The sequence below is a fragment of the Nannocystis punicea genome (assembly GCF_026965555.1).
GTDB lineage: Bacteria > Myxococcota_A > Polyangia > Nannocystales > Nannocystaceae > Nannocystis > Nannocystis punicea.
Window position 1 is genome coordinate 5,038,573 of the sequence record NZ_CP114040.1, and the last position, 24,505, is coordinate 5,063,077.

General features: G+C 72.0%; 18 protein-coding genes. 9 read left to right on the forward strand and 9 right to left on the reverse strand.

Features of this window, described 5'->3' with window-relative positions:
• Positions 1-48: 48 nt before the first annotated feature.
• Positions 49-1,023: a YARHG domain-containing protein gene (locus tag O0S08_RS19510; protein ID WP_269040700.1), complete on the reverse strand. Its 975-nt coding sequence runs from the start codon at positions 1,021-1,023 to the stop codon at positions 49-51.
• Positions 1,024-1,077: 54 nt separating this feature from the next.
• Between O0S08_RS19510 and O0S08_RS19515 the strand changes: the two genes are divergently transcribed.
• The gene (locus O0S08_RS19515; protein ID WP_269040701.1) at positions 1,078-2,550 is read left to right on the forward strand and encodes a lipase family protein; all 1,473 of its coding nucleotides are present in this window, start codon (positions 1,078-1,080) and stop codon (positions 2,548-2,550) included.
• 83 nt (positions 2,551-2,633) lie between these two features.
• Here O0S08_RS19515 and dacB read toward each other — a convergent pair whose 3' ends face one another.
• Positions 2,634-4,364 (reverse strand): D-alanyl-D-alanine carboxypeptidase/D-alanyl-D-alanine endopeptidase, encoded by a 1,731-nt coding sequence (gene dacB, locus O0S08_RS19520; protein ID WP_269040702.1) that lies wholly within the window; start codon positions 4,362-4,364, stop codon positions 2,634-2,636.
• A 314-nt stretch (positions 4,365-4,678) separates the two neighbouring features.
• Here dacB and O0S08_RS19525 point away from each other — a divergent pair, with 314 nt between their 5' ends.
• Both O0S08_RS19525 and O0S08_RS19530 read left to right on the forward strand, forming a co-directional pair.
• Positions 4,679-6,418 carry a hypothetical protein gene (locus tag O0S08_RS19525; RefSeq protein WP_269040703.1) on the forward strand — a complete coding sequence of 580 codons (1,740 nt, stop codon included), beginning with the start codon at positions 4,679-4,681 and terminating at the stop codon, positions 6,416-6,418.
• A 158-nt stretch (positions 6,419-6,576) separates the two neighbouring features.
• Positions 6,577-7,497 (forward strand): hypothetical protein, encoded by a 921-nt coding sequence (locus tag O0S08_RS19530; RefSeq protein ID WP_269040704.1) that lies wholly within the window; start codon positions 6,577-6,579, stop codon positions 7,495-7,497.
• Between the two features lie 36 nt (positions 7,498-7,533).
• Here the strand turns inward: O0S08_RS19530 and O0S08_RS19535 are convergent, their stop codons facing one another.
• Entirely contained in the window at positions 7,534-8,484 is a 951-nt protein-coding gene (locus O0S08_RS19535; protein WP_269040705.1) for a hypothetical protein, read from the reverse strand.
• Positions 8,481-9,437, reverse strand: coding sequence for a Gfo/Idh/MocA family protein (locus tag O0S08_RS19540; RefSeq protein WP_269040706.1), 957 nt, complete (start codon positions 9,435-9,437; stop codon positions 8,481-8,483). Before O0S08_RS19540 ends, O0S08_RS19535 begins: the two co-directional genes overlap by 4 nt.
• 284 nt (positions 9,438-9,721) lie before the next feature.
• Between O0S08_RS19540 and O0S08_RS19545 the strand changes: the two genes are divergently transcribed.
• Positions 9,722-11,158 carry a porin gene (locus tag O0S08_RS19545; RefSeq protein WP_269040707.1) on the forward strand — a complete coding sequence of 479 codons (1,437 nt, stop codon included), beginning with the start codon at positions 9,722-9,724 and terminating at the stop codon, positions 11,156-11,158.
• A 48-nt stretch (positions 11,159-11,206) separates the two neighbouring features.
• On the opposite strand, the gene O0S08_RS19550 is transcribed toward O0S08_RS19545, so the two are convergent.
• The 3 genes from O0S08_RS19550 to def form a co-directional block, all read right to left on the reverse strand.
• A complete protein-coding gene (locus tag O0S08_RS19550; protein ID WP_269040708.1) occupies positions 11,207-11,908 on the reverse strand; it encodes a hypothetical protein in 702 nt (233 codons plus the stop codon).
• A 487-nt stretch (positions 11,909-12,395) separates the two neighbouring features.
• A complete protein-coding gene (locus O0S08_RS19555) occupies positions 12,396-12,815 on the reverse strand; it encodes a thioredoxin family protein (RefSeq protein ID WP_269040709.1) in 420 nt (139 codons plus the stop codon).
• A gap of 94 nt (positions 12,816-12,909) precedes the next feature.
• Positions 12,910-13,599, reverse strand: a complete 690-nt coding sequence (gene def, locus O0S08_RS19560; RefSeq protein WP_269040710.1) for a peptide deformylase — start codon at positions 13,597-13,599, stop codon at positions 12,910-12,912.
• Between the two features lie 267 nt (positions 13,600-13,866).
• On the opposite strand from def, the gene O0S08_RS19565 reads away from it, so the two are divergent.
• The 3 genes from O0S08_RS19565 (at position 13,867) to O0S08_RS19575 (ending at position 15,800) form a co-directional block, all read left to right on the forward strand.
• Complete coding sequence (locus O0S08_RS19565; RefSeq protein ID WP_269040711.1) at positions 13,867-14,406, forward strand: hypothetical protein; 540 nt, start codon at positions 13,867-13,869, stop codon at positions 14,404-14,406.
• Positions 14,407-14,509: 103 nt separating this feature from the next.
• Positions 14,510-15,022, forward strand: coding sequence for a hypothetical protein (locus tag O0S08_RS19570; RefSeq protein ID WP_269040712.1), 513 nt, complete (start codon positions 14,510-14,512; stop codon positions 15,020-15,022).
• Between the two features lie 49 nt (positions 15,023-15,071).
• Positions 15,072-15,800: a hypothetical protein gene (locus O0S08_RS19575; RefSeq protein ID WP_269040713.1), complete on the forward strand. Its 729-nt coding sequence runs from the start codon at positions 15,072-15,074 to the stop codon at positions 15,798-15,800.
• 83 nt (positions 15,801-15,883) lie between these two features.
• Here the strand turns inward: O0S08_RS19575 and O0S08_RS19580 are convergent, their stop codons facing one another.
• Positions 15,884-17,557, reverse strand: coding sequence for an FG-GAP repeat domain-containing protein (locus O0S08_RS19580; RefSeq protein WP_269040714.1), 1,674 nt, complete (start codon positions 17,555-17,557; stop codon positions 15,884-15,886).
• 79 nt (positions 17,558-17,636) lie between these two features.
• Between O0S08_RS19580 and O0S08_RS19585 the strand changes: the two genes are divergently transcribed.
• Entirely contained in the window at positions 17,637-18,983 is a 1,347-nt protein-coding gene (locus O0S08_RS19585; RefSeq protein ID WP_269040715.1) for a hypothetical protein, read from the forward strand.
• A 1,185-nt stretch (positions 18,984-20,168) separates the two neighbouring features.
• Complete coding sequence (locus O0S08_RS19590; RefSeq protein ID WP_269040716.1) at positions 20,169-20,705, forward strand: hypothetical protein; 537 nt, start codon at positions 20,169-20,171, stop codon at positions 20,703-20,705.
• 286 nt (positions 20,706-20,991) lie between these two features.
• On the opposite strand, the gene pyc is transcribed toward O0S08_RS19590, so the two are convergent.
• Positions 20,992-24,441, reverse strand: coding sequence for a pyruvate carboxylase (gene pyc, locus O0S08_RS19595; RefSeq protein ID WP_269040717.1), 3,450 nt, complete (start codon positions 24,439-24,441; stop codon positions 20,992-20,994).
• Positions 24,442-24,505: the final 64 nt, after the last annotated feature.

Sequence of the window (24,505 nt, forward strand, 5' to 3'; positions counted from 1 at the left end):
AGGTCACTCTCAACCGATCCTGCGCCCGCCCGGGGCGCTGCCTGCTCATCAGGCGGCGAAGAACCACCCTTCCTCGACCTTGTGCTCGTAGTCCGTCAGCGGCCCGCCGCTCGCCTTCTCCACGCTCTGGACCAGGCGGACGTTCTTGCGGTCGATCGGCGTCAGCTTCGCGTCGGTGTACTCTTCGTCGGGCGTGTACCACTCCATCGCGCCGAAGTACTCCTGCAGCAGCACCGAGCGGAACGGGCGGCCGCGGCGGGCGTAGATCGTGTTGCGGAGCATCCGCAGGTCGCGGAGCGACAGCGTCGCCAGCTGGTTGGCGCTCAGCAGCGCGTCGAGCTGCGTCGGGTCGGCGAGCGGGGACAGGTCCTCTGGCTTGAGCTCGGGGTCGGCAGTCCAGCCGCCGAGGTGGACCGCGAGCAGCTCTAGCTCGACGTCTTCCGCGGGGCTCAGCGGGCCCGCGGCCTTCTTGGCGAGGAGGGCTTTCTGCTGCGACTCGAACATCGCCCGCGGGATCGCGCGCTCGTGGTCGACGATCGCGCGGGCGTTCTCGTAGTCCGTCGGCGTGAGCCTCGTGAGGTCGGGCGTGGGCGCCGGGGCGTACCAGTCGAAGCGGCGGAAGTGCTGGTCGAGCCACGGCTTGCGGAAGCTCTGGCCCACGCGCGCGTAGATCGTGTTGCGCATCAGCGTGAGCTCGCGCAGGGTCCGGCCGGAGAGGTCTGCCGGAGTGAGCGGGCGGTCGTAGTAGAGCGGCCGCTCTGCGACGACCGCGGGCGGGCTCGCGGGGGCCGGCAGCGGATCTGTCTTTTCGGGCATGTCCGTGTTCGCCGGCGCGGGCGCGGCCCCGGGTGCAGGCGCAGGCGGGGTGGGCGAGGCCGGCTGCGCGGGCGCGGCGGCGGGCTCGGTCGCGGCCTTGTCGCACCCGGACGCGGGCCCGACGAGCGCGGCGAGCAGCGCGAGCGCCCGCGGTGGTGCGGCCAGCGAGGTGAAGGCGCGGGGTCCGGGACGTGAAGGTCGGTTCATGGGCCCGCAATTTACCCTGGCGGGCCCGCGCGCGAGTGGGCGATGATGTCACCCATGGTCTACCGAAATGTGACGCCGCTCTTCGTCGCCTGCGCGCTGGCGACCGCCTGTGGCGACGATGCCAACACCACCGACAGTGCCACCGGGACGGACACGGAGGCGGCGAGCACGACGGACTCGACCTCGCCGACGACGACCGACGACACGCCGACGACGACCGCGACGAGCACCGACACGACCACGGGCGACACCTCGACCGGCACCACCGGCGACGACTTCCCGGTCGGCGGTTGCGGAGCGCCGCCGTTCGAGTGGCTCCCGTCCGAGGGCATGGGCGAGGTCATCGACTTCGAGCAGGTCATCGAGCTCGACGCGCCGACGATCACCGACCTGCTCGAGCAGAACGGCTTCGCCGCGCTGGGCCCGGCCGACTTCGGCGCGCGCGTCTACAAGATCCGCTACGTCACCCAGGATCGCGGCGAGAAGCACGAGACCACCGGCTTCGTGTCGTTCCCGCTGACGCCCGCGCAGGAGGAGCGGCCGGTGGTGGTGTGGGCGCACGGGACCAGCGGCTTCACCGACGCGTGCGCGCCGACCAAGGATCCGATGGGCTTCCAGGTGCCGCTGATCCTGGCCGCGAAGGGCTTCGTCTCGGTCGCGCCCGACTACATCGGCATGAACGGCTGGGGCCCGGCGTCGAACCGCCTGCACCCGTACATCGTCCCCGAGCCGACGGCGATCGCCACGCTCGACTCGGTGCGCGCGCTGTACGAGCTGGCGGCCGCCAACATGGAGCTGCCGAGCCTGCCGGGCGACGACGTGGTCCTGTTCGGCGCCTCCGAGGGCGGCTTCGCCACCCTGTGGGCCGACCGCTACGCGCCGCACTACGCGCCCGAGCTCAACATCGTCGCCAACGTCGCTGCGGTCCCGCCGACCGACGCGGTCGGGCTGACCGAGCACGGCGCCACCGTGTTCGGGCCGACCACCGGCGCGCTCGCGGCCGCGGTCGTCGGCGGCTGGGACTGGACCGGGCGCCAGGGCGACCTCAGCGAGGTGCTCAGCGCGGGTCCGCCGATCGACGTCGCCACGGTGCTGCCGATGATGATGGAGAGCGGCTGCAGCTTCGACCTGCCGCCCGACATCACCAGCACGGACCAGGTCTACGCGCAGTCGTTCATCGACGCGGTGGTCGACCGCGACTGGGAGGCGCTCGGCGAATGGGGCTGCTTCCTGCGCCAGGCCACGCTCGGCGAGTCGGAGATCCCGCTGATGAAGATCACGCCGACGCTGATCCAGCAGGGCGAGGTCGACGACCTGGTCTACACGCCGGTGGTCAAGGCCGACCTGCCGCGCCTGTGCGAGCAGGGCTACCAGCTCGAGCACATCGAGTGCTCCGGCGCCGGTCACGGCGACTCGGTGCTGCAGGCGGTGCCCTACATCGTGAAGTGGGTCAACGCCCGCCTGGCCGGCGAGCCGCTGGCCGAGCCGTGCGTGATCCACGAGGCGACCGACTGCACCGAGCTGTGAGCCCGGTGTGAGTCTCTTGGGGCAGGTCTCCGAGGCCAGGTCCGAAAGGACAGGTCCTCGGGGACATGCCCCCTGCGCCAGCCTCAGTCGGCGGGCAACTCGGCGGGAGCGGCGGGCGCGGGAGCGGCGGGCGCGTTCGTCGGCCCCGGGGGCGCGGCGCCGGCCCCGTTGGCGGCCGCCCAGGCGTCGAGGTGGCGCAGCACGGTCATGACGATGCGGTCCTCGGCGCGCTTGCGCTTGGCGGCCACGGCGACGCGGCCGCCGTCGACGTTGATGAGGATCGAGAAGCCGACCTGCGGGGTGCCGTCCTCGGCGGTGATGACCCCGGTGAGGCCGCTGACGCCGTCGAGGGTGCCGGTCTTGGCGCGCACGCGCTTGCCCGACTGGCGCAGGCGCGACACCATCGTGCCGCGCTCGCCGGCGACCGGGAGGGCGGAGACGAGGCCGCCCTCCTCGGCGCGCACGCGGCCGGCGATGGCGATCAGGTCGACGAGCGCGCTGGTGGTGACGCGGCCGAGGTCCGACAGGCCGGAGCCGTTCTCGAACACCAGCGCGTTGGGGTCGAGGCCGAGCGCGCGCCAGTAGCCGAGGACGACCTCGGCGCCGTTGTCCCAGTCGCCGGGGCTCTGGGTCATGCGCCAGCCGAGGCTGCGCAGCAGCTGCTCGGCCATGAAGTTGTTGGAGAAGGCGAGGGCGTCGGCGGCGACGACGGCGAGCGGGGCCGAGTCGCGGCGGGTGACGAGCTCGGCGCCGAGGCCGTAGCTGGGCGCGTTGCCGCGGACGACCGGCAGCGGCGCGTCCTGGCTGCGCTCGGCGAGCATGACCGCGAGGGCTCCGCCGGTGTAGAGGCCGGGGTCGGAGATCCGTCGCCGCACCATCACCGGCTTGGCGCGGCGGCGGACCTTGCCGGTGACCTCGACGACGGTCTCGACGCCGTCGCCCTCGCCGCGCGCGTAGGTGCGGACCGTCGGCGCGCCGCTGCCGATCGTCGCGCGGTTGTCGACGACCACGTGCGTGCTGTCGGGAGAGAGCTTGACGACCGGCCCCTCGGCCGCGGGCGCGACGGTGATCTCGATGGTGTTGAAGTCGAGGCTGAGCGCGCCGCTCGGGGCCTGGTACGACAGGCCGATCTCGGTGTCGGAGAAGCCGGGGGCCAGCCGGCGCGGCGAGAAGGCGGCGTCGTCGACGACGATCCGCTGCAGCGAGGCGAGGTCGGTGCGCGCGGCGATCTCGTCGGCGAGCGCGGCCAGGGCCACGTGGTCGAAGCTCGGGTCGCCCTCGCCGATCACCACGAGGTCGTCGCCGTGCCGCAGCACGCGGGTCTCGAACCGGTAGTCGGCGCCGAGCAGGTCGAGCGCGGCGGCGGTGGTCAGCAGCTTGTTGTTGCTGGCCGGGTTGAGCGGGACGTCGCCCTGGAAGTCGAACAGGACGGTGTCGCTGGCGAGGTCGCGCACGTGCACGCTGACCGAGGCGAGCCGCTCGAGCGGGGCGACGATCTTGCGGATCGCGGCGTCGAGCCCGGCGGTGTCGAGGGCGATCGGCGGGCCCGCGGCGGCGCCGCGAGTGAGCTCCACCGCGCGGCTGAACGCCTCCAGGCGCGCCAGCAGCCGCTCCTCGGCGCTCGGCGGCGGCAGCTCGTCCGGGACCACGACGACCTCGACGTAGGCGTCGCGCCGCGGCTCGCCCTCGCCGGTCTCGAGGGACATGGCGTAAGGGACAGGCGCGACGAGCCGGGTGAGCGCGCCGCCTTGGAAGGCGAGGACGGCCGTGACGACCAGGGTGATCGCGCCGGCCGCCGCGGGCCAGACGTGCATGCGCAGACAATGATCCGAGGCGGAAGAGCGCGTCAAGCCGCGGGCGCGCGGCAATTGTGGCGGAGCGCGCCGCGCGACGTGACAGCGCCGTCAGGTCGCGCGCATGTGCGGAAGATGGGCTGGTCCAAAGGACAGGTGCAAGCCGAAGGTCACGCGCGCGAGCAGGCGCACGTGCGCCCGCGCGAGCGCGGGGAAGCGCCGGGCCGGCGCCGCAGATCCCCGGGTGCGTGCAGGGATGGCGCCCGGGTCCGCCCGCGCTTGCTCACGCCGGCGGGCCTCGTGGATCCGGCCCCGCAAGCCCGGTAGGCTGCGGCATGACCTCGCTTGTTCGCGGATCCTTGGTGTGCGCCCCTCTCTTGCTCGCCGCGTGCGGCGGCGACGACGGCCGCGACAGCGCGACCGCGGGAGCGACGACGTTGACGGGCACGACGGTGCCGTCGACGACGCCGGGGACCTCGACCGATGCCTCGACCTCGATCGCCAGCACCGACGCGCCGACCACCACCGGCATCAGCGACTCGGCGGCGTCGACCACCGAGGCGGTGACGGCGAGCGACGGCACCGGGGGGATCAAGTTCGACCTCGGCGTCGACGACCTCGGCGAGACGAGCGGCGGCCCGCCCGGCAACGTGTGCAAGGTGCAGGACGACATGGACGCGGTCGGCGACTGCGAGATGGAGGCGGCGCCCGACAGCTTCGCGCCGGCGCTGCAGTGGTCGTTCGGCGCCGACCTGCAGTCGATGGTGACGCCGCTGGTCGGCAACTTCACCGACGACAACGCCGACGGCGAGATCGACCTGTGCGACGTCCCGGACGTGCTGTTCGTCGCCGGGCCGACGATCGGCTACGGCATGATCTGCGAGCTGTTCGTGCTCGACGGGGCGACCGGGACCCAGCACTACGCGATCCCGACGTCCGAGAGCCTGTCGTGTTTCGCCACGCCGGCGTTCGCCGACATCGACAACGACGGCTTGCCCGAGATCGTGGCGATCTGGAACAGCGGCGGGGTCTACCGCCTCAAGGCGTTCGAGCACGACGGCACCCCGAAGTGGGCCAACACGACCGACGGGGGCCAGTACGACCAGTTCTTCCGCGAGACCGGGGCGGTGGCGATCCACGACCTCGACGCCGACGGCGACGCCGAGATCATCTTCAACCACGAGGTCTACGACCACAACGGCGTGCTGCTGTGGGCCCAGACCAACCCGCAGCCCGGCGAGCTCGAGGCGAGCGTCGGCGTCGACCTCGACGGTGACGGCAAGATGGAGGTGGTGACCGGCCACTCGGCGTATCACCACGACGGCACGGTGTACTGGGAGAAGTACCCGCAGGTGACGGCGCAGTCGATCCCGCAGATCGCCAACCTCGACGACGACCCGTTCCCGGAGGTGTTCATCACCTCGGGCCAGGGGCTGTGGATGCTCGAGCACGACGGCACGGTGAAGTGGGGCCCGGCGACGCCGACCGGCGTGCAGCCCTCGGGCTACCTGACGTGGATGCGGCCGGGCACGGTGCACGACTTCGACGGCGACAGCCAGCCGGAGTACGCGTCGTCGTCGCGCGAGTTCTACGCGGTCTACGAGGGCAACCCGGCGGCGGTGCTGTGGCAGTCGCAGGTGGTCGACAGCTCGGGCGCGGCGGGCGGCACTGCGTTCGACTTCCTCGGCGACGGCGTGGCCGAGGCGATGTACGCCGACGAGCAGAACTTCCGCATCTACGACGGGGTCACCGGCGCGGTCGTGCTGACCCAGGCGCGCGTCAGCTACACGCTCAGCGAGTACCCGATCGTGGCCGACGTCGACAACGACGGCTCGGCCGAGATCCTGGTGGTGTCGCTGTCCGGCCAGCCGGCCCTTCAGGTGCTGCGCGACGCCGAGGACCGGTGGATCCAGGCGCGCCGGATCTGGAACCAGCACGCCTACTACGTCACCAACGTGCGCGAGGACAGCACGCTGCCGACCACGCCGGTCGACAACTGGAAGATCTTCAACACCTATCAGACCAACGCCCAGATCGAGGGCGGCGGGCTGTGCATGCCCAACCCGCCGGGCTGAGCGCGTGTCTTCATGGACATGTCGGAAAGGGCATGTCCTCGGCGCGGCGATGGACGGTGGGCGCGCGGGAGCGCGCGCCCGGAATTTTTCCGTCACGCTCACAGATTCGGAGTCGGCCGGGAAACCATGAGCAGCGGCCATCACGGCCGGGCTTAACCATGACTTTCCAGACCATCCTTATTCCTCACCTTTCGCTCTCCCTCCTCTTTGCGCTCGGCGCCGCGTGCACGCTCCAGAAGGGCGACCTCGGCGCGTACTCGGGCACCGAATCGACCGGCAGTGACACCAGCGACGGCTCGATCGGCGAGACGACCACGTCGGGCGAGCCGGCCACCTCCGACGGGCCCCCGCAGCAGACGACCTCGACCGAGGCGCTCACCAGCCACGGGCCGGGCGACGAGACCACCACCGGCACGCCCTGGCCGGGCTGCATTCAGCCCGAGGAGGGGACCGAGGTCGCCGTCCAGGTGAGCGCCTCGACGCTGATCGATCCCGACGCGTACCCGATCGCGTTCGACGTCCGCTGCAGCGTGCAGGGCGTGATGGACGGCGAGGTCGCGCTGCAGTGCACCGACGACCTCGAGGTCGTCCACGCGGTGACGTTGACCGTGACGACGGAGACGGCGCACACGGGGCTGCTCGGCGGCGAGACCGACGTGCGCCTCAGCTATCGCAAGGCCGAGGCGCAGGAGTTCGGGCTCGACTGGCGCACCCACGTGGCGCTGCACGCGGTCGACGACGACGCCCTGCTGCTGTTCTACGGCGTCGGCTACGACCTGTTCGCCGCGGACTTCGAGGCGTTCTGGGCGCCGATGCACATCAGCGACGGCGACCTGTTCTTCTGCCCGGCGGTGGAGGTCGAGGAGCTGTGCGGCACGTCGGAGCGGACGATGGTGCTCTTCCACGACGGCACCGACCAGGTCGAGGTGTACGACGGCAACCTCGAGATGTTCGCGGCCTCGAGCATGTGGGTCTACGCCGAGCGGGCGGTCGAGCAGGTGCAGACGAACTTCGAGGACTGCGCCGACGGCCTGTACGGTCGCTGGGTCGAGCTGCTGGCGCTCAAGGCCGACCTTTGACATGTCCGCAGGGACGGGTCGACGCCCGCGCCCGGCTCACGGCTTGAGCCGCGGCTGGGTGCGGGTGTGGCGGTCGGGGTGCGGCTCGCCGCGCTCGTCCTGCCACGGGAACACGCGCAGGGACGGGTCGCTGTCGGGGTCCCAGGCGACCAGGCCGAGGCCCTCGATGTCGCGCGGGACCATCTCCCAGTCGTAGCGGAACATCGGGTTGTGGGCGTTGCCGAGGCGGTCGAAGATCCGCGCCTCGAACGACAGACGGATCCACGTGCGGTGGGTGTCGACCTCGGCCGCGGCGCCGCGGTGCACGGTGTACGCGTCCATCAGCGTCAGCTCCCACGGCGCGGCGTGCCAGGCGTGGGCGCTGCGGGTCCCGGCGACCTGGTTGTTCATCTCGAAGAAGAAGTTGTGACGCGCCTCGTCGAGGCCGGTGAAGTCGAACGGCTGCACGTAGTAGGCGGTCGGCAGGCAGTCGGTCACCGTGTACGTGTGGTTGATGCGGACCTTGGGCCGCCAGCGCGCGCCCTGGAAGCCGTCGACGTGGCACGGCGCCTCGCGCTGCAGCACGCCGGCGCGGACGGGGCCCTGGTCGACGGTGAGGTAGCAGTAGAACTCGTCGTAGTGGCGCGGGTTGATCGCCAGCTCGAGGTCGGCGACGCGCTGGACCAGCCAGCGCAGCTGCGCCAGCTCGGCGGGCAGGCGGAAGTCGGAGCCGGGGAACTTGATCGGCATGTCGAGCGTGCGCGGCATGCCGGGGCGCGCCAGGGCGGCGCGCTCGGCCTCGGGGACCTGGCCGAGCTCGACGGGCCGCCGCGCGACCTTGAAGTTCTCGAGATCCCAGATCGTGCCGATCTTGGCGAGGATCGGCGAGTCGGCCGGCAGCTCGGGGAGGCTGGCCTTCGGGTCAGGTTCGATGCGCACGCCGACGTCGGCGAGGCCCGGGACGGTGTAGTGCTTGCCGCGGTAGCCGAGCTCGTGGACTTCTGTCACGACTCCGTCATCTCGCACAGGCCGCGGACGTTGGCGAGGCCCTCGACGGCGTCGACCTCGGGCGCGCGGCCGTGCGCGACGGCGTCGACGAAGTCCTGGAGCTCGCCGAGGTAGGGGTCGGCTGGCTCATAGGACAGCTCGCGGTCGCCCACGACGATCCGGCCGCCGCCGTGTGGGCCGAGGACCTCGTCGCCGCGGGCCCAGCCGGCGTCGCCGTGGATCTCGAGCGAGCGCGGGGCGCGGAAGACGACGGAGGTGAGGATGTCGGCCGTGGCGCCGCCGGCGAAGCGCAGCGCGACCATGGCGGTCTCGTCGTGGGGGCCGCGGTGGACGGGGCTGGCGGTCAGGGCGTGGGCGCGCTCGATCTCGCCGCAACCGGGCCGGAGGTACCAGCGCACGAGGTCGAGGCAGTGGGTGCCCACGGCGGCGAGCGACCACCAGCGGCCGACGTCCGGCGAGGCGCGCCAGTTGTTGGCGTCGCGCTCGACGAAGGTCCAGCGGACGCACATGTGCAGGACGCGGCCCAGCTCGCCGGCGAGGACGCGCTCGCGCAGGGCCCGGAGGCCGGCGTGAAAGCGCAGGTGATAGCCGACGGCGAGGCGGACCCCGGCGGCCGCGCACGCGCGCACGACGGCCTCGGCGTCGGCGACGTCGGTGGCCATCGGCTTCTCGACGAACACGTGCTTGCCTGCGGCGGCGGCGGCGATCGCCTGGGCGGCGTGGAGACGATCGGGGGTGGCGAGGACGACCGCGTCGAGCTGCGGGTCGGCGAGCATGTCGGCGAGGTCGCGGTGGATCGGGCCGCGGGCGCCGTGACGCGCGGCGAAGGCCCGCGCGCGCTCCGGATCGCGCGAGCACACGCTCCACAGGACGGCGCCGCGGACCTTCTGCAGCGCCGGCGCGAGGCGGCGATCGGCGATCGATCCGGTGCCGACGAGCCCGACGTGCAGCATCGAAGGACGGTACCACGAGGCGCGGCGGCCGAGATCGCGCGGGGAGTGACAGGTCCGAGAGGACATGTTCGTAGAGACATGACCTTGAAGTGCAGACTCGCGGCAAGGGAGGCGGCTCGGGGCGGTTTTTGGCGATCTCCGCGGCCCGCGCCGATGCGACCATTCCCACGCGCGGCCTCAGGAGGGCTTCCACGCCGGTTCCTGCCCGCGGGCGGGGCTCGCGCGACTAGGCACTTCGTGACGCTTCCGTCACCCTTTCGCCACGCATCCGTGATGCGGACCGCATGCCGCTCCACTTCGTGCTCGCGCTCTCCTGGCCGCTGATGCAGACGGCGCCGACCTCCCGGCTGCTCGTGGACGCGCCCGAGGCCGTGCCCACGCCCGAGCGACCGCGGGTCGGAGCCGCGCCGGTCGCGGGCGCGCCCGCGCCGGTCGACGCCGAGCCGGCGCTCGAGGGCTCGGCCGAGGCAGGGGCGGACAAGGGCGAGGGGCCGGCGCCGATCGACTCCGAGCCGGAGACGCCGCCGGCGAAGCTCGACCGCAAGGCGACGGCGAAGGTGCAGAAGTTCAAGTTCAAGCCGGGCCGCGGGTTCGAGATCGCGACGAAGGACGGCAACTACGTGCTGGCGATCCGGGCGCGCCTGCAGGTCCGCTACGACCTCGAGCACCCGAACATGCCGGGCGAGCCGATCGACCACGTGCTGCAGATCCGCCGCGCGCGCGTGGTGTTCGCCGGCAACGTGTTCGGCAAGCACAACCGCTACTACATCCAGTTCGGCTTCTCGCCGCGCGACATGCTCGGCGGGTTGCCCGACAACTCACCGGGCATCCGTTACAACCCGGTCCGCGACGCCCGGCTCGAGTTCACGTACCTGCGCGACGCGACGGTCTGGCTCGGCCAGATGAAGGTGCCGTTCAGCCGCCAGCGCCTGATCTCGTCGGGCAACCAGCAGTTCGTCGACCGCTCGAGCGTGAACGAGGAGTTCAACCTCGATCGCGACCTCGGCCTGCAGCTGCGCTCGGACGACATCGGCGGGATCGGCCGCTTCAAGTACGCGGTCGGCGTGTTCATGGGCGACGGCCGCAACGTCTACGAGCTGACCAACTCCGGCGCGCTGTACGTCGGCCGGGTGACCGTGATGCCGCTCGGCAAGTTCGAGGACGAGTCGGAGGGCGACCTCGAGCGGCTGAAGAAGCCGGGGCTGTCCCTCGCCGGCGCCTACGCGTACCACGACGACGCGCCCGGCGAGCGCGGCGTCCACGGAGCCCGCCCGGCCGACGGCGGGACGACCGACATCCACCACGCGACCGCCGACCTGATGTTCAAGTGGCGCGGGCTGTCGATCGAGTCGGCGTTCCACTACCGCAAGGCCCGCCGGCGCAACCCCGGCGGGGCGGTCGACGAGCTGGGAGCGCCGATCCCGGTGGCCCTGCCGCGCGACGGCGTCGGCTGGTTCGGCCAGATCGGCTATTTGATCCCGCCGGTCGACGTCGAGTTCGTGACCCGCTACAGCTTCGTCCGCAACATCTTCGGCGAGAAGAGCTCGATGATCGACCGCGACGAGCTCGGCGGCGGCGTCAACTACTACGTCGCCGAGCACAACTTCAAGATCTCGTTCGACTACTTCCGGGTGTGGGACGGGCTGCTCGGACCGACCGAGCGCGAGGCGATGGCCCACGGCGTCGACCGGTTCCGCCTGGTGGTCCAGCTGGCGTTCTGAGCCCTCCGGGACATGTCGAAATGGACATGTCCCGAAGGGAAGGCGCTGTCACTTGCAGTAGTCGTCCTGGTGCGTCACGCCCTCGACGACGATCTCGGTGCCGGGGCGGATGACGAACTCGCTGAGGCCGACCTCGGAGCTGTCAGCGGCCCAGTCGTAGGTGTAGCCGAGCTGGGTCCACGGGTAGCCGGGGTCGTCGCCGTAGGAGTTGGCGCGCAGATCCTCGATCCACATCTTGTGCTCCGGAGCGACGTCGGGGCGGAAGTCGAGCTGCGCCACCGAGTCGTCGATCTCGGGGTCGGGGCTCGGGCGGAACATGCCGTCGAGCGGCACCCACATGGTCACGAGCCGGTCCTTGCCGTTGCCGGGCGGGAGACCCATGAGCTCCTCGAGGCGGGTGGACAGCTCGTCGCCCTGCAGGCCGGTGGCGGTGCAGAAGTCCTTGAGCGAGGGGATCGGGGTGACCCACACCTCGACGGCGAGCGGCATGCTGGTGCCCTCCTTGCCGTCGTAGCCGTTGTACGAGGTCCAGGTGACCATCAGGACCCGATCCTCGTCGTCGAACACGAGGTCGGGGTTGTCGAGGGTGATGGCGACGAGGTCGTCGACGATCTCGTCGGCCTCGGGGTCCGAGGCGTCCTCGACGGCGGCCCGATAGAGCTCCTCGGGCGTGGCCTCGGGCTCGGGCTCGGTACAGGCGACGGCCGGGATCGCGAACGTGAACAAAAGGACAGGGCGGAGCAGCGACATGCGCGGAGGTTACACGCGCTGCCGACGACGGTTCAATCGCGGGCCTCGCTGGCAAACTCGCGCCCGGGCGCCCGTGGGCGCACGTGGGCGCCCAGATCGGGCGACGCGGGCGCGTCGACGCGCCGGGCCGCGCGCGTCCGACCGGCGATCGACGAACTCCGCGACGCCGGCGGAGCGAGATGTCCGATGGGACAGATCGGGCGAGGACGATCCGCGGACCGCGGGCGACCTCGAGTCAGTCCGGCGGCCTCGCGCCGCTCGCAGGCGTGGGCGAGGCGACCTCCGGTAGCGACGGCGGAACCGCGTCGCTCGCGGGCGTGCGCAAGGGGGCTGCGAGGCGAGACGTGACGGCGGTCCGTCTCGCTCGCGGGCGCCGCCGAAGAACTACGGGGCGAACCAGTCGCCGCGTCGGTGACCGGGAGACGAACTGGACGAGGCCGGCTGCGGGACCTGCCGCCGGTGCCTTGCGGCCGCGCTCGTGCCTGGCTCAGTGCTCGTGGTCGTGGCCGTGGTCGTGATCGTGGTTGCAACGACCCTCGGCGTGGGCCTTCTCGTGCTCCTCGATCTGGCGGCGGATGTCGTCCATGTCGAGGTTTTGGACCTCGCCGACGAGCTCGTCGAGGGCCTTCGCGGGCAGCATGCCGGCCTGGCGGAACAGCAGGATGCCCTGGCGGAACACCATGACGGTGGGGATGGAGCGGATGTCGAACGCGGCCGCCAGCTCTTGCTGGGCCTCGGTGTCGAGCTTGCCCCACAGGACGTTCTGGTGGCGCTCGGAGGCGGCCTCGTAGACGGGGGCGAAGGCGCGGCAGGGACCGCACCAGCTGGCCCAGCAGTCGAGCACCACCGTCTCGTTGCCCTCGACGATGGTCCGGAAGTTGTCGCTGGTGATCTCGGTGGTGCTCATGTCGTTGCTCCTGGGTGCTTGCATAGCACTCGCCGCCGGAGGTCTGTCATGGTTCGACGTGGCGCGCTCGGCGGAACTCGCGCGTACGTGCGGCTCAGCGGGCGAATTCCGCGAGGATCTCGGCGATCGGCCGGCCGGCGTGGCGCGCCCGGGCCTGGTCTCCCGTGGAGAAGGAGCGGGTGAGCATGCGGTCGACGTAGAGGGTGCCGTCGAGGTGGTCGACCTCGTGTTGGAGGATCCGTGCGGGCCAGCCGCGCACTCGCAAGGTCTGCGGCTGACCGCGGCGGTCGAGGCCGGTGACCTCGACCTCGGCGTGCCGCTCGACCAGGGCGGTGTAGCCGTGCACGCTGAGGCAGCCCTCGAAGAAGGTCCGGGTGTCGTCGCCGATCGGCCGCAGCACGGGGTTGATGAACACGTGCACCGCCAGCTCGACGCGCTCGCGCTCGCGCAGCTCGGCCGGCGTGAGCCGGGCCATGAGATCGGCCCGGTCCTCGAGCACGAGGATCCGCCACGGGACGCCGACCTGCGGCGCCGCCAGACCCACACCCGGGGCGGCCCGCATGGTCGCGATCATCCTGTCGATGAGCTCCTGGACCTCGGCGGTGGCGATCCGCTCGACCGCGAGCTCGCTCGCGCGACCGCGGAGCACCGGGTCGCCGGCCTGGACGATGTCGGGGTGCGGAGCGGACGGAGCGGACGGTGGCATGGGCTTCGAGACGGTCGGCGCGCAGGCGGCGCTGGTGAGCGCGAGGGCGAGGAGCCGCGCGAGCGGAGGCGAGGGCATGGGCGCTCTCCGGCTAGCACGAACCGCTGCGGGCCGGAAGCGGCCGGCCGGGCCCGACGGCGGGTCGGGGCAGGGCGTCACATGGCTGTTGGAGCATGTCTCGGAAGACATGTCATTCCGGACTCCGCGGGTCGGCGGGGCGCGGCGGACCGGCTGACGTCGGCGGACGGCGACGGACGGGGAATGCGCCCGCAAGCGGCGGCGAGGCGCGAGGGCGCCAGCACGATAGGGCATGAACGGGGCGGGGAGATGGGGTAGATCGGAGGCATGTCGAGGGTCTTCACCCGCGAGCGCTGCATGCCGTGGCTGTGCGCCCGCATCCCGCTCGACGACGAGCCGCAGGAGGTGGCGCTGTCGGTCGACGAGCTGTGCGCCCGGCTGCCGCGCCGCGGGACCCGCGGGCTCGGGATCTCGGGGCTGCTCGGTCTGGTCGCCGCCGCGGTGGTGCTGCTGACGGCAGCGCGCCCGGCTCGCGCCGAGAGCACCCGGCCGGGCCCGTCGGTCCGCTCGCTGGCCGGGTACACGCTCGGCGGCCTCGGCTTCGGCGCGCTGGCCGTGAGCCGCCGCCTCCACCGCAACGCGCCGGGCCTGGCGGTGCTGTGCGCCGGGCGCGACGCCGACCTCGACCCGGCCCGGCTGACCGCGCTGGTCAAGACGGCCCGCGCGCGGCTGTCCGAAACGGCATGGCCTGAAGGACATGTCTGGTTGATCTCGGAGCGGCCGCTGTCGGCCGATCACAAGGCCCGCGCGGCGGCGCTGCAGGTGCGCTGCTTCGTGGCGGTGAACGGGCGCATCACCGAAGTGTGACGGCTCGCGGGCGCGGACGCGGGCGGTCGAGCGCACGGGTCTGCATGGAGAGCGCGGAGGCCCCGATTGGAGGCGCGTCGCGGCGGCCGGATACTCGCGGCCGATGAGCGGTGCGAAGGCGGAGTACTCCGGAGCGGCCCTGAGTTCGTTCGTGCTGGCGTTCGGCGAGGCGAACGGGGTGGTGCAGAAGATCCTCGCCGACGCGGGGGTCGCGGCGATCGATCCCGAGGCCTGGTACGACTACGAGTGGGCGAGCGCGATCTTCTACCGGATCGGCGAGAAGGTCGGCCGCGCGGCGGTCATCCACGTCGGCCGCAAGATGATCGAGGCGGCCGTGTTCCCGCCGGGCATCGACAGCGTGGAGAAGGTGCTGATGAGCCTCGGCGCGGCCTTCAAGCTCAACACCCGCGGCGGCGACGTCGGCGACATCTTCTGCACGATCGAGGACGACTACAGCGCGACGATCGTCCGCACGCAGCGCGGCCTGTGCCCGTTCAACGTCGGCATCATCGAGGGCTGCTGCGCCCGCTACGGGGTCAAGCCGCTGATCGAGCACGGGGTCGACGGCTGCCAGGACGAGGGCGCGCCGACCTGCACGTACCACGTGAGCTGGTGACAGACCTCGGCCGCTGGACGCGCGCTCCTGCGTGGCTCAGAGTCGAGAGGTGAAGGCGTTTCACTGCCTCGGGGGGCTGCTCCTCGCGCTCGGCTGCGGCGGGGAGAAGGGCGACGACTCGCAGACCGCGAGCGGCGCCTCGACGACGGCCGACACCAGCGAGGCCGAGAGCACCACGTCGAGCGGCAGCGCGACGACGAGCGATACGACGAGCGCCGCGTCGACGTCGACCGCATCGACGACGACGACCGAGTCGTCCTCCGGCGAGCTGCCGCCGCTGCCCGAGCCCGATCCGGCGTTCTGCCCGCTCGACTGGTCCGGTCCGACGACGATCGCCGGCATGGCCCCGTTCGGGGCGTTCTCCGGCTCGGTCTCCTGGTTCGAGTGGCAGTTCTGCAGCGGCTACTATCCCATGGTGCTGGTCGTCGAGGATCCGGCGGAGGTCCACGACGCAGTCATGAGCGAGGCGCCCATCGCCCGCGCCATCGCGTTCGGCCTGCCCACCTCGGGCTGGGAGGGATCGGCGATGACGGGCGACTTCACGCCGGAGGTCCACGCGATGGTCGACGGGGAATGGACCGACCTCAACCTCTCGCAGGGCGAGGTGACGCTGAGCGTGAGCGTCAGCGTCGCCGACACGGAGTCCCCGACCGACATCCCGCGCCTCGTCGGCGAATTCTCGCTCCAGGGCGGGCAGGGCGCGTGGGACCTGGCCGGGTCGTTCGACGCGGCCTACTGCGGGCCGCTCAACGACTTCAAGGTGTCCAACTGCAACTGAGGGACCCGCGACGCCCAGGTCCGTAGCGTGTTCCCTGAGTCATGCTCTGAAGGACATGTCTCGAAGGACATGTCTCGGAGCGCTCAGCCCGGCGGGTCGGGCATGCAGACGGCGCCGCCCTCGATCTGGGCGTTGGTGCGGAAGGTGTTGAGGGTCTGCCAGGAGGGCACCTGGTGCTGCGGGATGGTGGCGTCCTCGCGGACGTTGGTGACGTGGTAGGCGTGCTGGTTCCAGATCCGCCGGGCCTGGATCCACCGGTCGTCGACGTCGCGCACGACCTGGACGGCGGGCTGGAGGCCGCCGTTCGAGACGACGACGATCTCGGCGGAGCCGTCGTCGTCGACGTCGGCGACGACCGGGTTCTCGGCCTGCGTCCACGACGAGCGGGGGCTCGACAGCAGCACCGCGCCGCCCTCGCCGTAGACGAACAGGAATTGCTCGTCGGCGTACATGGCCTGGGCGTAGCCGGCGCCGAGGAAGTCGAAGGCGGTGCCGGCTGCGAAGCCGCTGTTGTCCTGCACGGAGGCGGTCCACAGCAGGCTGAGGTCGGGGCGGTAGATGTTGTAGTGCTGGTTGGAGCTGACGAGGATCTCGGCCTTCCCGTCGCCGTCGACGTCGTGGATCGCGGCCGGACGCCACCACGACTGGTCGCCGCTCGGGTTCTGGTTGGCATAGACGATGGTTCCGTCGTGCTCGAGCAAGGAGAGGCCGCTGAAGCTGGCGAGCAGGACCTCGGGCTCGGGGTCGTCGTCGAGGTTGGCGACCTGCGGGTGGGCGATCGAGATGGGCGTGGAGTAGTAGACGCTGCCGTCGTGGTGGTAGGCGTTGCCGCCCTGCAGGACCTCGAGGTCGCCGTCGCCGTCGAGGTCGGCGGCGAACGGGATGTCGATCGCGCCGTTGCTGCCGCCGAGGAAGAGCTGGGCGCCGAGGTGATCGAGGACGGCGCGGCCGGCCATGATCTCGACGTCGCCGTCGGCGTCGAGGTCGGCGAGGGCGACCGCGACCTGCCAGGCGTCGAACACGACCGGGCTCTCCCACTTGAAGGTGCCGTCGTGCTCGAAGGCGATCGCGTGGCCGTTGACGACGTCGCCGACCTCGCTGCGGATGGTGACGATCTCGGGCAGGCCGTCGCCGTCGATGTCGCCGATCGCGGGGTTGGCGTAGCCGTCGATGATGTCTGGGATCTTGAGGTTCACGGCGCCGGTGAGGCCGTCGAGGATGTAGATGTGGCCGTCGGACTGGTTGTTGCCGTAGAGCGGGACGACGACGTCGGGGACGTCGCAGAGGTCGATGACGCCGTCGCCGTTGTCGTCGGTCATGTTGGCGACCAGCGGGGTGGCGACCGCGTGGACCTCGCCGTCCTGGCCGGAGAAGGCCCACTGCACCGCGGGCATGAAGCTGTCCGGCGGGGCCTCCATCTCGCAGTCGCCGACGGCGTCGCCGTCGTCGCCCTGGACCTTGCAACGATCGACGGGGGGCGGGTCGCCGGTGGTGCCGAAGCCGACGTCGAGCTTGACGTTGTCGGTGGTGCCGCCGGTGGTGGTCGAGGTGGTGGTCGAGGGATCGGCGCCGGTGGTGGTGGTCGTCGTCGCCGACGCGGCGCCGGTGGTCGGCACGGCGCCTGTGGTGGTGGTCGAGGTGTCCGAAGGGACAGGTCCTCCCGTCTGGCTGTCGCTGGCCGAGGCGGCGGTGCTGTCGCTGCAGCCTGCCAGGAGCGCGAGTGCGGCGAGGGGGCGAAGGACGCGTGAGGACGACACGGTGCGACGATACACCCGCGACCGGACTCTGCGTGGGCGGAAGTCCGTGGCCGGGCGCGGGGGAGGTACCATGCGGCGAATGGCGAAGACACCCGTGAGGCTGGATGTGGAGGGAGGGCGCCGAGGTGCGGAGGGCCGTGGCGAGCGCGGAGGGGCGTGGGGCCGCGGGGCGTGGCTGCTGGTGACTCTGGCGGCCTGCGGAGAGGCAGCGGACGGGGCGACCGCGACGACGGACGCGACGACGACGGAGCCGGGGACGGGCGCGGCGACGGACGCCGTGACGACGAGCACGAGCACGAGCACGAGCACGAGCACGAGCGCGGACGGGCCGACGACGACGGGGATGCACGCAACGACGCAGGCCGAGGTGACGACTGCAGCCTCGACGTCGCCGACGGACGCGAGCACCACAGGTACGCCGGAGTCGGGCTGCGGCGACCTGCCGCTGTGCGAGACCTTCGAGGACGCGGCCGCAGGCGGGCCGCCGTCGCCGGCGCGGTGGACGGTGACCTCGCCGAACTGCAGCGGGGCGGGGACGCTGGCGGTCGACGACGCGACCGCCCACACCGGCGCGCAGTCGCTGCGCGTCGACGGCGGCGGGGGCTACTGCGATCACGTGTTCATCGCCAACACCGAGGCGATCGCGGAGATCGGGCCGCAGGTGTTCGGCCGCCTGTGGGTGCGCTTCGAGGCGGCGCTCGGGCAAGGCCACGTGACGTTCGCGACGCTGCGCGACAGCGCCGACGCGGGCGGCAAGGACCTGCGGATCGGCGGGCAGTCGCAGATCTTGAAGTGGAACCGCGAGTCGGACGACGCGACGCTGCCGTCGCTGAGCCCGGCGGGGATCGCCCTCAGCGTGGCGCCCGTGCCCGGGCAGTGGACCTGCGTGGAGTTCATGATCGACGGGGCGGCGGGGACGCTGACGACGTGGGTCGACGGGGCGGAGGTGGCCGGGCTGGTGATCGACGGCGAGCCGACCCCCGACGTCGATCAGCAGTGGCTGAACAAGCCCGACTGGAAGCCGGCGCTGGTCGACTTCAAGCTGGGGTGGGAGAGCTACGCGGGGCAGACGATGACGCTGTACTTCGACGACGGCGCTGGCAGGGGCGCGGATCGGCTGCGAGTGATAGGGTCGATCGGGAATGTCGCAAGAGACATGCTTCGATGGGCATGTCGCATGGGGCATGTCCCGAGAGGATGCCGATCACTCGGCAGGGTCGGAGGGGCGGCGGACGCCGGTCGGGCCGTGCAGGCGATCGACGCTGACGAGCACCGGTTCGCCGTCCTTCCACCCGTCGTACTCGCTCCTGGGCAGCTCGCGGGCGTAGGTCTCGCCGTCGTCGCCGTAGGCGAACACGACGGTGTAGCGGCTGTCCTGGACGGTGCGCTCCCGGTCGCCGCTGGTGGCGATCTCGGCGAATCGTAGGCCGTCGTGGCCGTCGCCGCTCACGACCTGGCTGCGCGCGGGGACCCAGTCCTGGGTGACGTAGTCGCACCAGGTGGCGTAGATCGGGCGCGAGCAGTACCTGGTGCGCGTCCGCGTGACCGAGCGCGTGCAGGTCCGCGGGACGCTGGTGCAGGTGCGGGAGAACGAGCCGTTGCCGTTGCTGCGGGTGCTGCAAGACTGGGTCGAGCCGCACGAGTAGGACTCGGTGGCCTGGTAGTTCTCGGTGCCGCAGGCGTACGACTCGTCGTGGTGGTGCTTCTCGCGACAGGCGGTGATGGCGACGCCGGCGACCTCGCCGCGGCCGGCCCGCGGGGGGACCTCGGCGCGCTCGTGCACGGACGTCTTCCAGTCGCCGCGGTCGACGTCCTGCCAGCGCTGCAAGGTGGTGGTGTGCGTCCAGTGGAGGCCGACGACCTTGCCCGCGAGCTCGTGATCGAGGGTGCACCAGGTGACGAGGGCGACGAAGGCGAGCAGCAGGCCGAGGAGCCAGCGGCGCCGACGCGTGAGCCACGAGGCCCGCGCGGGCGCAGGGGCCTCGGCGGGCTTCGGCGGCGGCTGACCGTCACGGCCGCCGCCGCAGCTGTCGCAGGTCGGCGACGAGGCGCGGTTGTTGCTGCCGCAGTACCTGCACGACCAGTCGGGGCCGTCGTGCGCGAGCGCCAGCTCGTCGGGGCTGGCGATCGCGGCGCCGTCGAAGTCGTCGGGCGGCCGCATGGCGTCGAGCTCGTGCTGCTCGCGCGGGTCGCCGCACGAGGGACAGCGCTTGTCACGGCCGGTGATGTCCTTCTGCCCGCAGCGCGTGCAGTCCCAGGTGCCCCAGGCGGTGACGGTGGTGTCCACCGCGGCGAACGATAGCGCGAGGCGACGCGCGGGGCGGGACGAAGTGGGGCGCAGGTCCGCGCGACGATGGACGATGCGGAGATGTCGGGCGGTAGGACGGCCGCATCCGCTCGCCGCCGCGGGCACGAGCGTACTGCGTCGGGCGACGACCGGACGCGAGGGGCGAACACGGGGTCGCGCTCGCGGGCGGGCCTTCGGCGACTCCATAGCGATGGCCGAAGATCGGCAGCGGCCGCGGCGGCCTACTTCGTGCACGATGATGGGGTGCGCAGGGCCGAGGGGGCCCGGTTCGCCGGCGTGGGCGAGGTCGGCTAGGATGAGAGGATGAGATGTCCGCTGCTGCTCGCGGCCCTGATGTCGACTGCATGTGCGGCGCACGAGCCGGCGCCGCGGATCCGCATGCCGGACGAGCCGGCGCCGGCTCAGGCGGAATGGGATGCGCGCCAGGTGCCGGACGCCGCGCCGGAGGTCGGCGGGACGGGGGACACGGACGAGCCCGAGCCGTCCGGGGAAGCGCCGGTGGTCGCCGAGGCGCCGGAGGACGGACCGGTGAAGGAGGTCGAGTCGCTCGCGGCGGACGCGTACGAGCGCGGCAAGCAGGCGGCCCTGCGATCGATCGCGCGGAACGAGCTGGGGCTCGAGACCTTCGGCTACCCGGCGCGGTGCCGTAGCGAGTACGCGCGGATCTTGCGAGAGAAGTACAAGGTGGAGCTGCACACAGTCGCGGGCTGCGTGATCGACGAGACGATCCTCGAGCACGCCCGCGGCTACAACGAGGTGATGGAGGCCGAGATCACGCGCCGCTACGGGGCGAGCGTGTTCAACAAGGTGAGCCGTCAGGCCGGTTGCTCCGAGGCGTGACGGGCGTTCGGGCCCGGCCACGAGCTGCCTCGGCGGCGACGACGAGGAGGCATCGCCGAGGTTCGACGGCGCCGAGCCGCTGGCGCTGGCAACGACGAGGACGGGAGTCGGCGAGCGAGCGGGTTCACGTCGGCCGCCGGCGAGGCGCTGACGTGGCTCGAGGGCAGGAGTCCCTACGGCGCCGACCCGCCGGTGAGCGGGAGGGCGGGCGAGCGTGCATGTCGCATTCGACATGCTCGATGAGACATGCGTGAAAGAACATGCCCTCTCGGGCATGTCCTTCCGGTCATGCCGGTGCGAGGACCAGGAGGAGGTCGCCGGCGTCGAGGTTGTCGCCGACGGCGACGGCGAAGCGGCGGACCACGCCGGGGTGCGGGGCGGCGACGACGGTCTCCATCTTCATGGCGGAGAGGACGACCAGCGGGGCGCCGGCGGCCACGCGGTCGCCGACGGCGACGCGCAGCTCGGTGACTGCGCCGGGCATGGGGGCGGCGACGGCGGCGGGGTCGTCCGGGGCGGCGCGCTCGCGCTGCTTGACCGTCTGGGCGGCCGACTTGTCGGGGATCCGCAGCGAGCGCGGCTGGCCGTTGAGCTCGAAGAAGACGTCGCGCTGGCCGTCGGGGCCCAGCTCGCCGACCGCCATCATGCGCACGATCAGCGTCTTGCCTTGCTCGATCTCCACGCTCAGCTCCTCGCCGATCTGCAGCGGGGCGAAGAACGCCCGCGTGGGCAGGCGCGAGACGTCGGCGAACTGGGTGCGGAACGCGAGGTAGTCGCGGAACACCGCCGGGTAGAGCGCGGCCGAGACGACGTCGACGTCGCGCAGGGGCATGGTGGTGAGCTTCTTCAGCTCGGCGGCGAGGGCGTCGAGGTCGAGGTCGGGCAGCTCGGCGCCGGGCCGGCCCTCGAAGGTCGGACGGCCGCGCAGCACCTTGGTGCGCAGCGGCTCGGGGAAGCCGCCGTGGGGCTGGCCGAGGTGGCCCTGGAAGAACTCGACGACCGAGCTGGGGAACGAGAGCGTGTCGGCCTGCGCCTGCACCTGGGCCTCGTCGAGGTCGTTCTGGACCATGAACTGGGCGAGGTCGCCGACGACCTTGGAGGACGGGGTGACCTTGATGATGTCGCCGAGCAGGCGGTTGGCGGCCGCGTAGGCGCGCTTGATCGCGGGCCAGCGCGAGGCGAGGCCGAGGGCGTTGGCCTGGAACTGCAGGTTGGTCAGCTGGCCGCCGGGCATCTCGTGCAGGTACACGTCGGCGCTGCCGCTGAGGTTGCCGGCCTCGAACGGGGCGTAGAGGCCGCGCGCCTGCTCCCAGTAGGTGCTGAGCGGCTGGATGTCGGCGATCGAGAGGCCGGTGTCGCGCTCGCTGCCGTGCAGGGCGGCGACGAGGGCCCCGAGAGCCGGCTGCGAGGTGACGCCGGCCATGGCGGTGATGGCGGCGTCGACGATGTCGGCGCCGGCCATCGAGGCGGCGAGCATGGAGGCGACGCCGGTGCCGGCGGTGTCGTGGGTGTGGACGTGGATCGGGACGTCGGGGTGAGCGGCGCGCAGGGCCTCGACCAGCAGCTTGGCGGCGCGCGGGCGCAACAGGCCGGCCATGTCCTTGATCGCGAGCACGTGGGTGCCCATCTCGACCAGCTCGCCGGCGAGGTCGACGTAGTACTGCAGCGAGTACTTGGTGCGCCCGGGGTCGGCGACGTCGCCGGTGTAGCAGAGCGCGGCCTCGATCACGCCGCCGGCCTCGCCGACGGCGTCGACGCCGAGCTTGAGGTTCTCGGTGTAGTTGAGGCAGTCGAAGATCCGGAACACATCGACGCCGCGTTCGGCCGACAGGCGGACGAACCGGCGCACGAGGTTGTCGGGGTAGTTGGTGTAGCCGACGGCGTTGGCGCCGCGCAAAAGCATCTGGAACGGGATGTTGGGGACGAGCGCGCGCAGGCGCTCGAGGCGGTCCCACGGGTCCTCGCGGAGGAAGCGGAGGGCGACGTCGAAGGTGGCGCCGCCCCACATCTCGAGGCTGAAGGCGGGGGCCAGCATGCGGGCGGTGGCCGGGGCGATGGCGAGGAGGTCGATGGTGCGGACGCGGGTGGCGAGCAGCGATTGATGGGCGTCGCGCCAGGTGGTGTCGGTGAGGAGCAGGCCGGGGTGGGCGCGCACGGCCGCGGCGAAGGCCTTGGGCCCGCGCTGGCGCAGGAGGTCGCGCCAGCCGGCCAGCGGGGCGTCGCCGCGGGTGTCGGGGAGCTCGGGATCGAGGCGCGCGGGCGGGGTCTGGGTGGCCCACGGGGTGGTGGGGCCGTTGACCGCGACCTCGGCGAGGAAGCGCAGCAGTCGCTGGGCCCGGTTGCGTCGCGCGGGCAGGTCGAACAGCTCGGGGGTGCCGTCGACGAAGCCGGTAGTGAGGTCGCCGGCGACGAACTTGGGGTGCGTGAGGACGTTCTGGAGGAACGGGATGTTGGTCTTGACGCCGCGGATCCGGAACTCGGCCAGCGCGCGCAGGAGCTTGTGCCGCGCGCCGTCGAAGGTGTTGCCGCGGGCGGTGACCTTGACCAGCAAGGAGTCGTAGTGCGGGGTGATGACGGCGCCGCTGTAGCCCGAGCCGCCGTCGAGGCGGATGCCCATGCCGCTGGCCGAGCGGTAGGCCTCGATCCGGCCGGTGTCGGGGCGGAACTGGGCCCGCGGATCTTCGGTGGTGATCCGGCACTGGATGGCGTGGCCGCGCGCCGCGATCGCGTCCTGGTGGAGGCCGAGGTCGTCGAGGGTGGCGCCGCCGGCGATCCGGATCTGCGCCTGCACGAGATCGACGCCGGTGATCTCCTCGGTGACCGTGTGCTCGACCTGGATCCGCGGGTTGACCTCGATGAAGTAGTGCCGACCTGTCTCATCGACCAGGAACTCGACGGTGCCGGCGTTCTCGTAGCCGACGGCGCGCGCGAGCGTGAGCGCGTCGGCGTGCAGGCCGGAACGTGTCTCTTCGGTCAGGCCGAGCGCGGGCGCCATCTCGACGACCTTCTGGTGGCGGCGCTGGACCGAGCAGTCGCGCTCGAACAGGTGCACGACCTCGCCGGTGCGATCGCCGAGGATCTGGACCTCGACGTGGCGGGCGGCGCCGATGTACCGCTCGAGGAAGACCGTGCCGTCGCCGAAGGCGGCCTTGGCCTCGCTGGCGGCGCGGGTGAAGGCCTCGTCCAGCTCGTCCTCGCGGCGGACGACCCGCATGCCGCGGCCGCCCCCGCCCATGGCGGCCTTGACGATGATCGGGAAGCCGTGCGCGGCCGCGAACGCGCGCGCCGCCGGGAGATCGGGGACGGGGCCGTCGCTGCCGGGGACGACCGGGACGCCGCTGGCGACGGCGAGGGCGCGCGCGGCGGTCTTGTCGCCGAAGCGGTCGAGGGCGTCGGCGGAGGGCCCGACGAAGGCGATGCCGGCGGCCGTACAGGCGCGCGCGAGGGCGCTCTTCTCCGAGAGGAAGCCGTAGCCGGGGTGGATGGCGTCGACGCCGTGGGCGGCGGCCAGGGCGACGATGGCGTCGACGTCGAGGTAGGCGCCGACGGGGCTCTTGCCCTTGCCGACCAGGTAGGCCTCGTCGGCCTTGTAGCGGTGGAGGTGGACGCGATCTTCGTGGCTGAAGATCGCCACCGTGCGGATCCCGAGCTCGGTAGCGGCCCGGAACACCCGAATCGCGATCTCGCCGCGGTTGGCACAGAGGAGCTTGCGGATCGGTCGGTTCGTCACGGCCATGGCCGTCGGAGATAGCAGAGCTCGCGCACGCGCGTGGGACGGGGTGCGATGGGGCGGCGCGCGG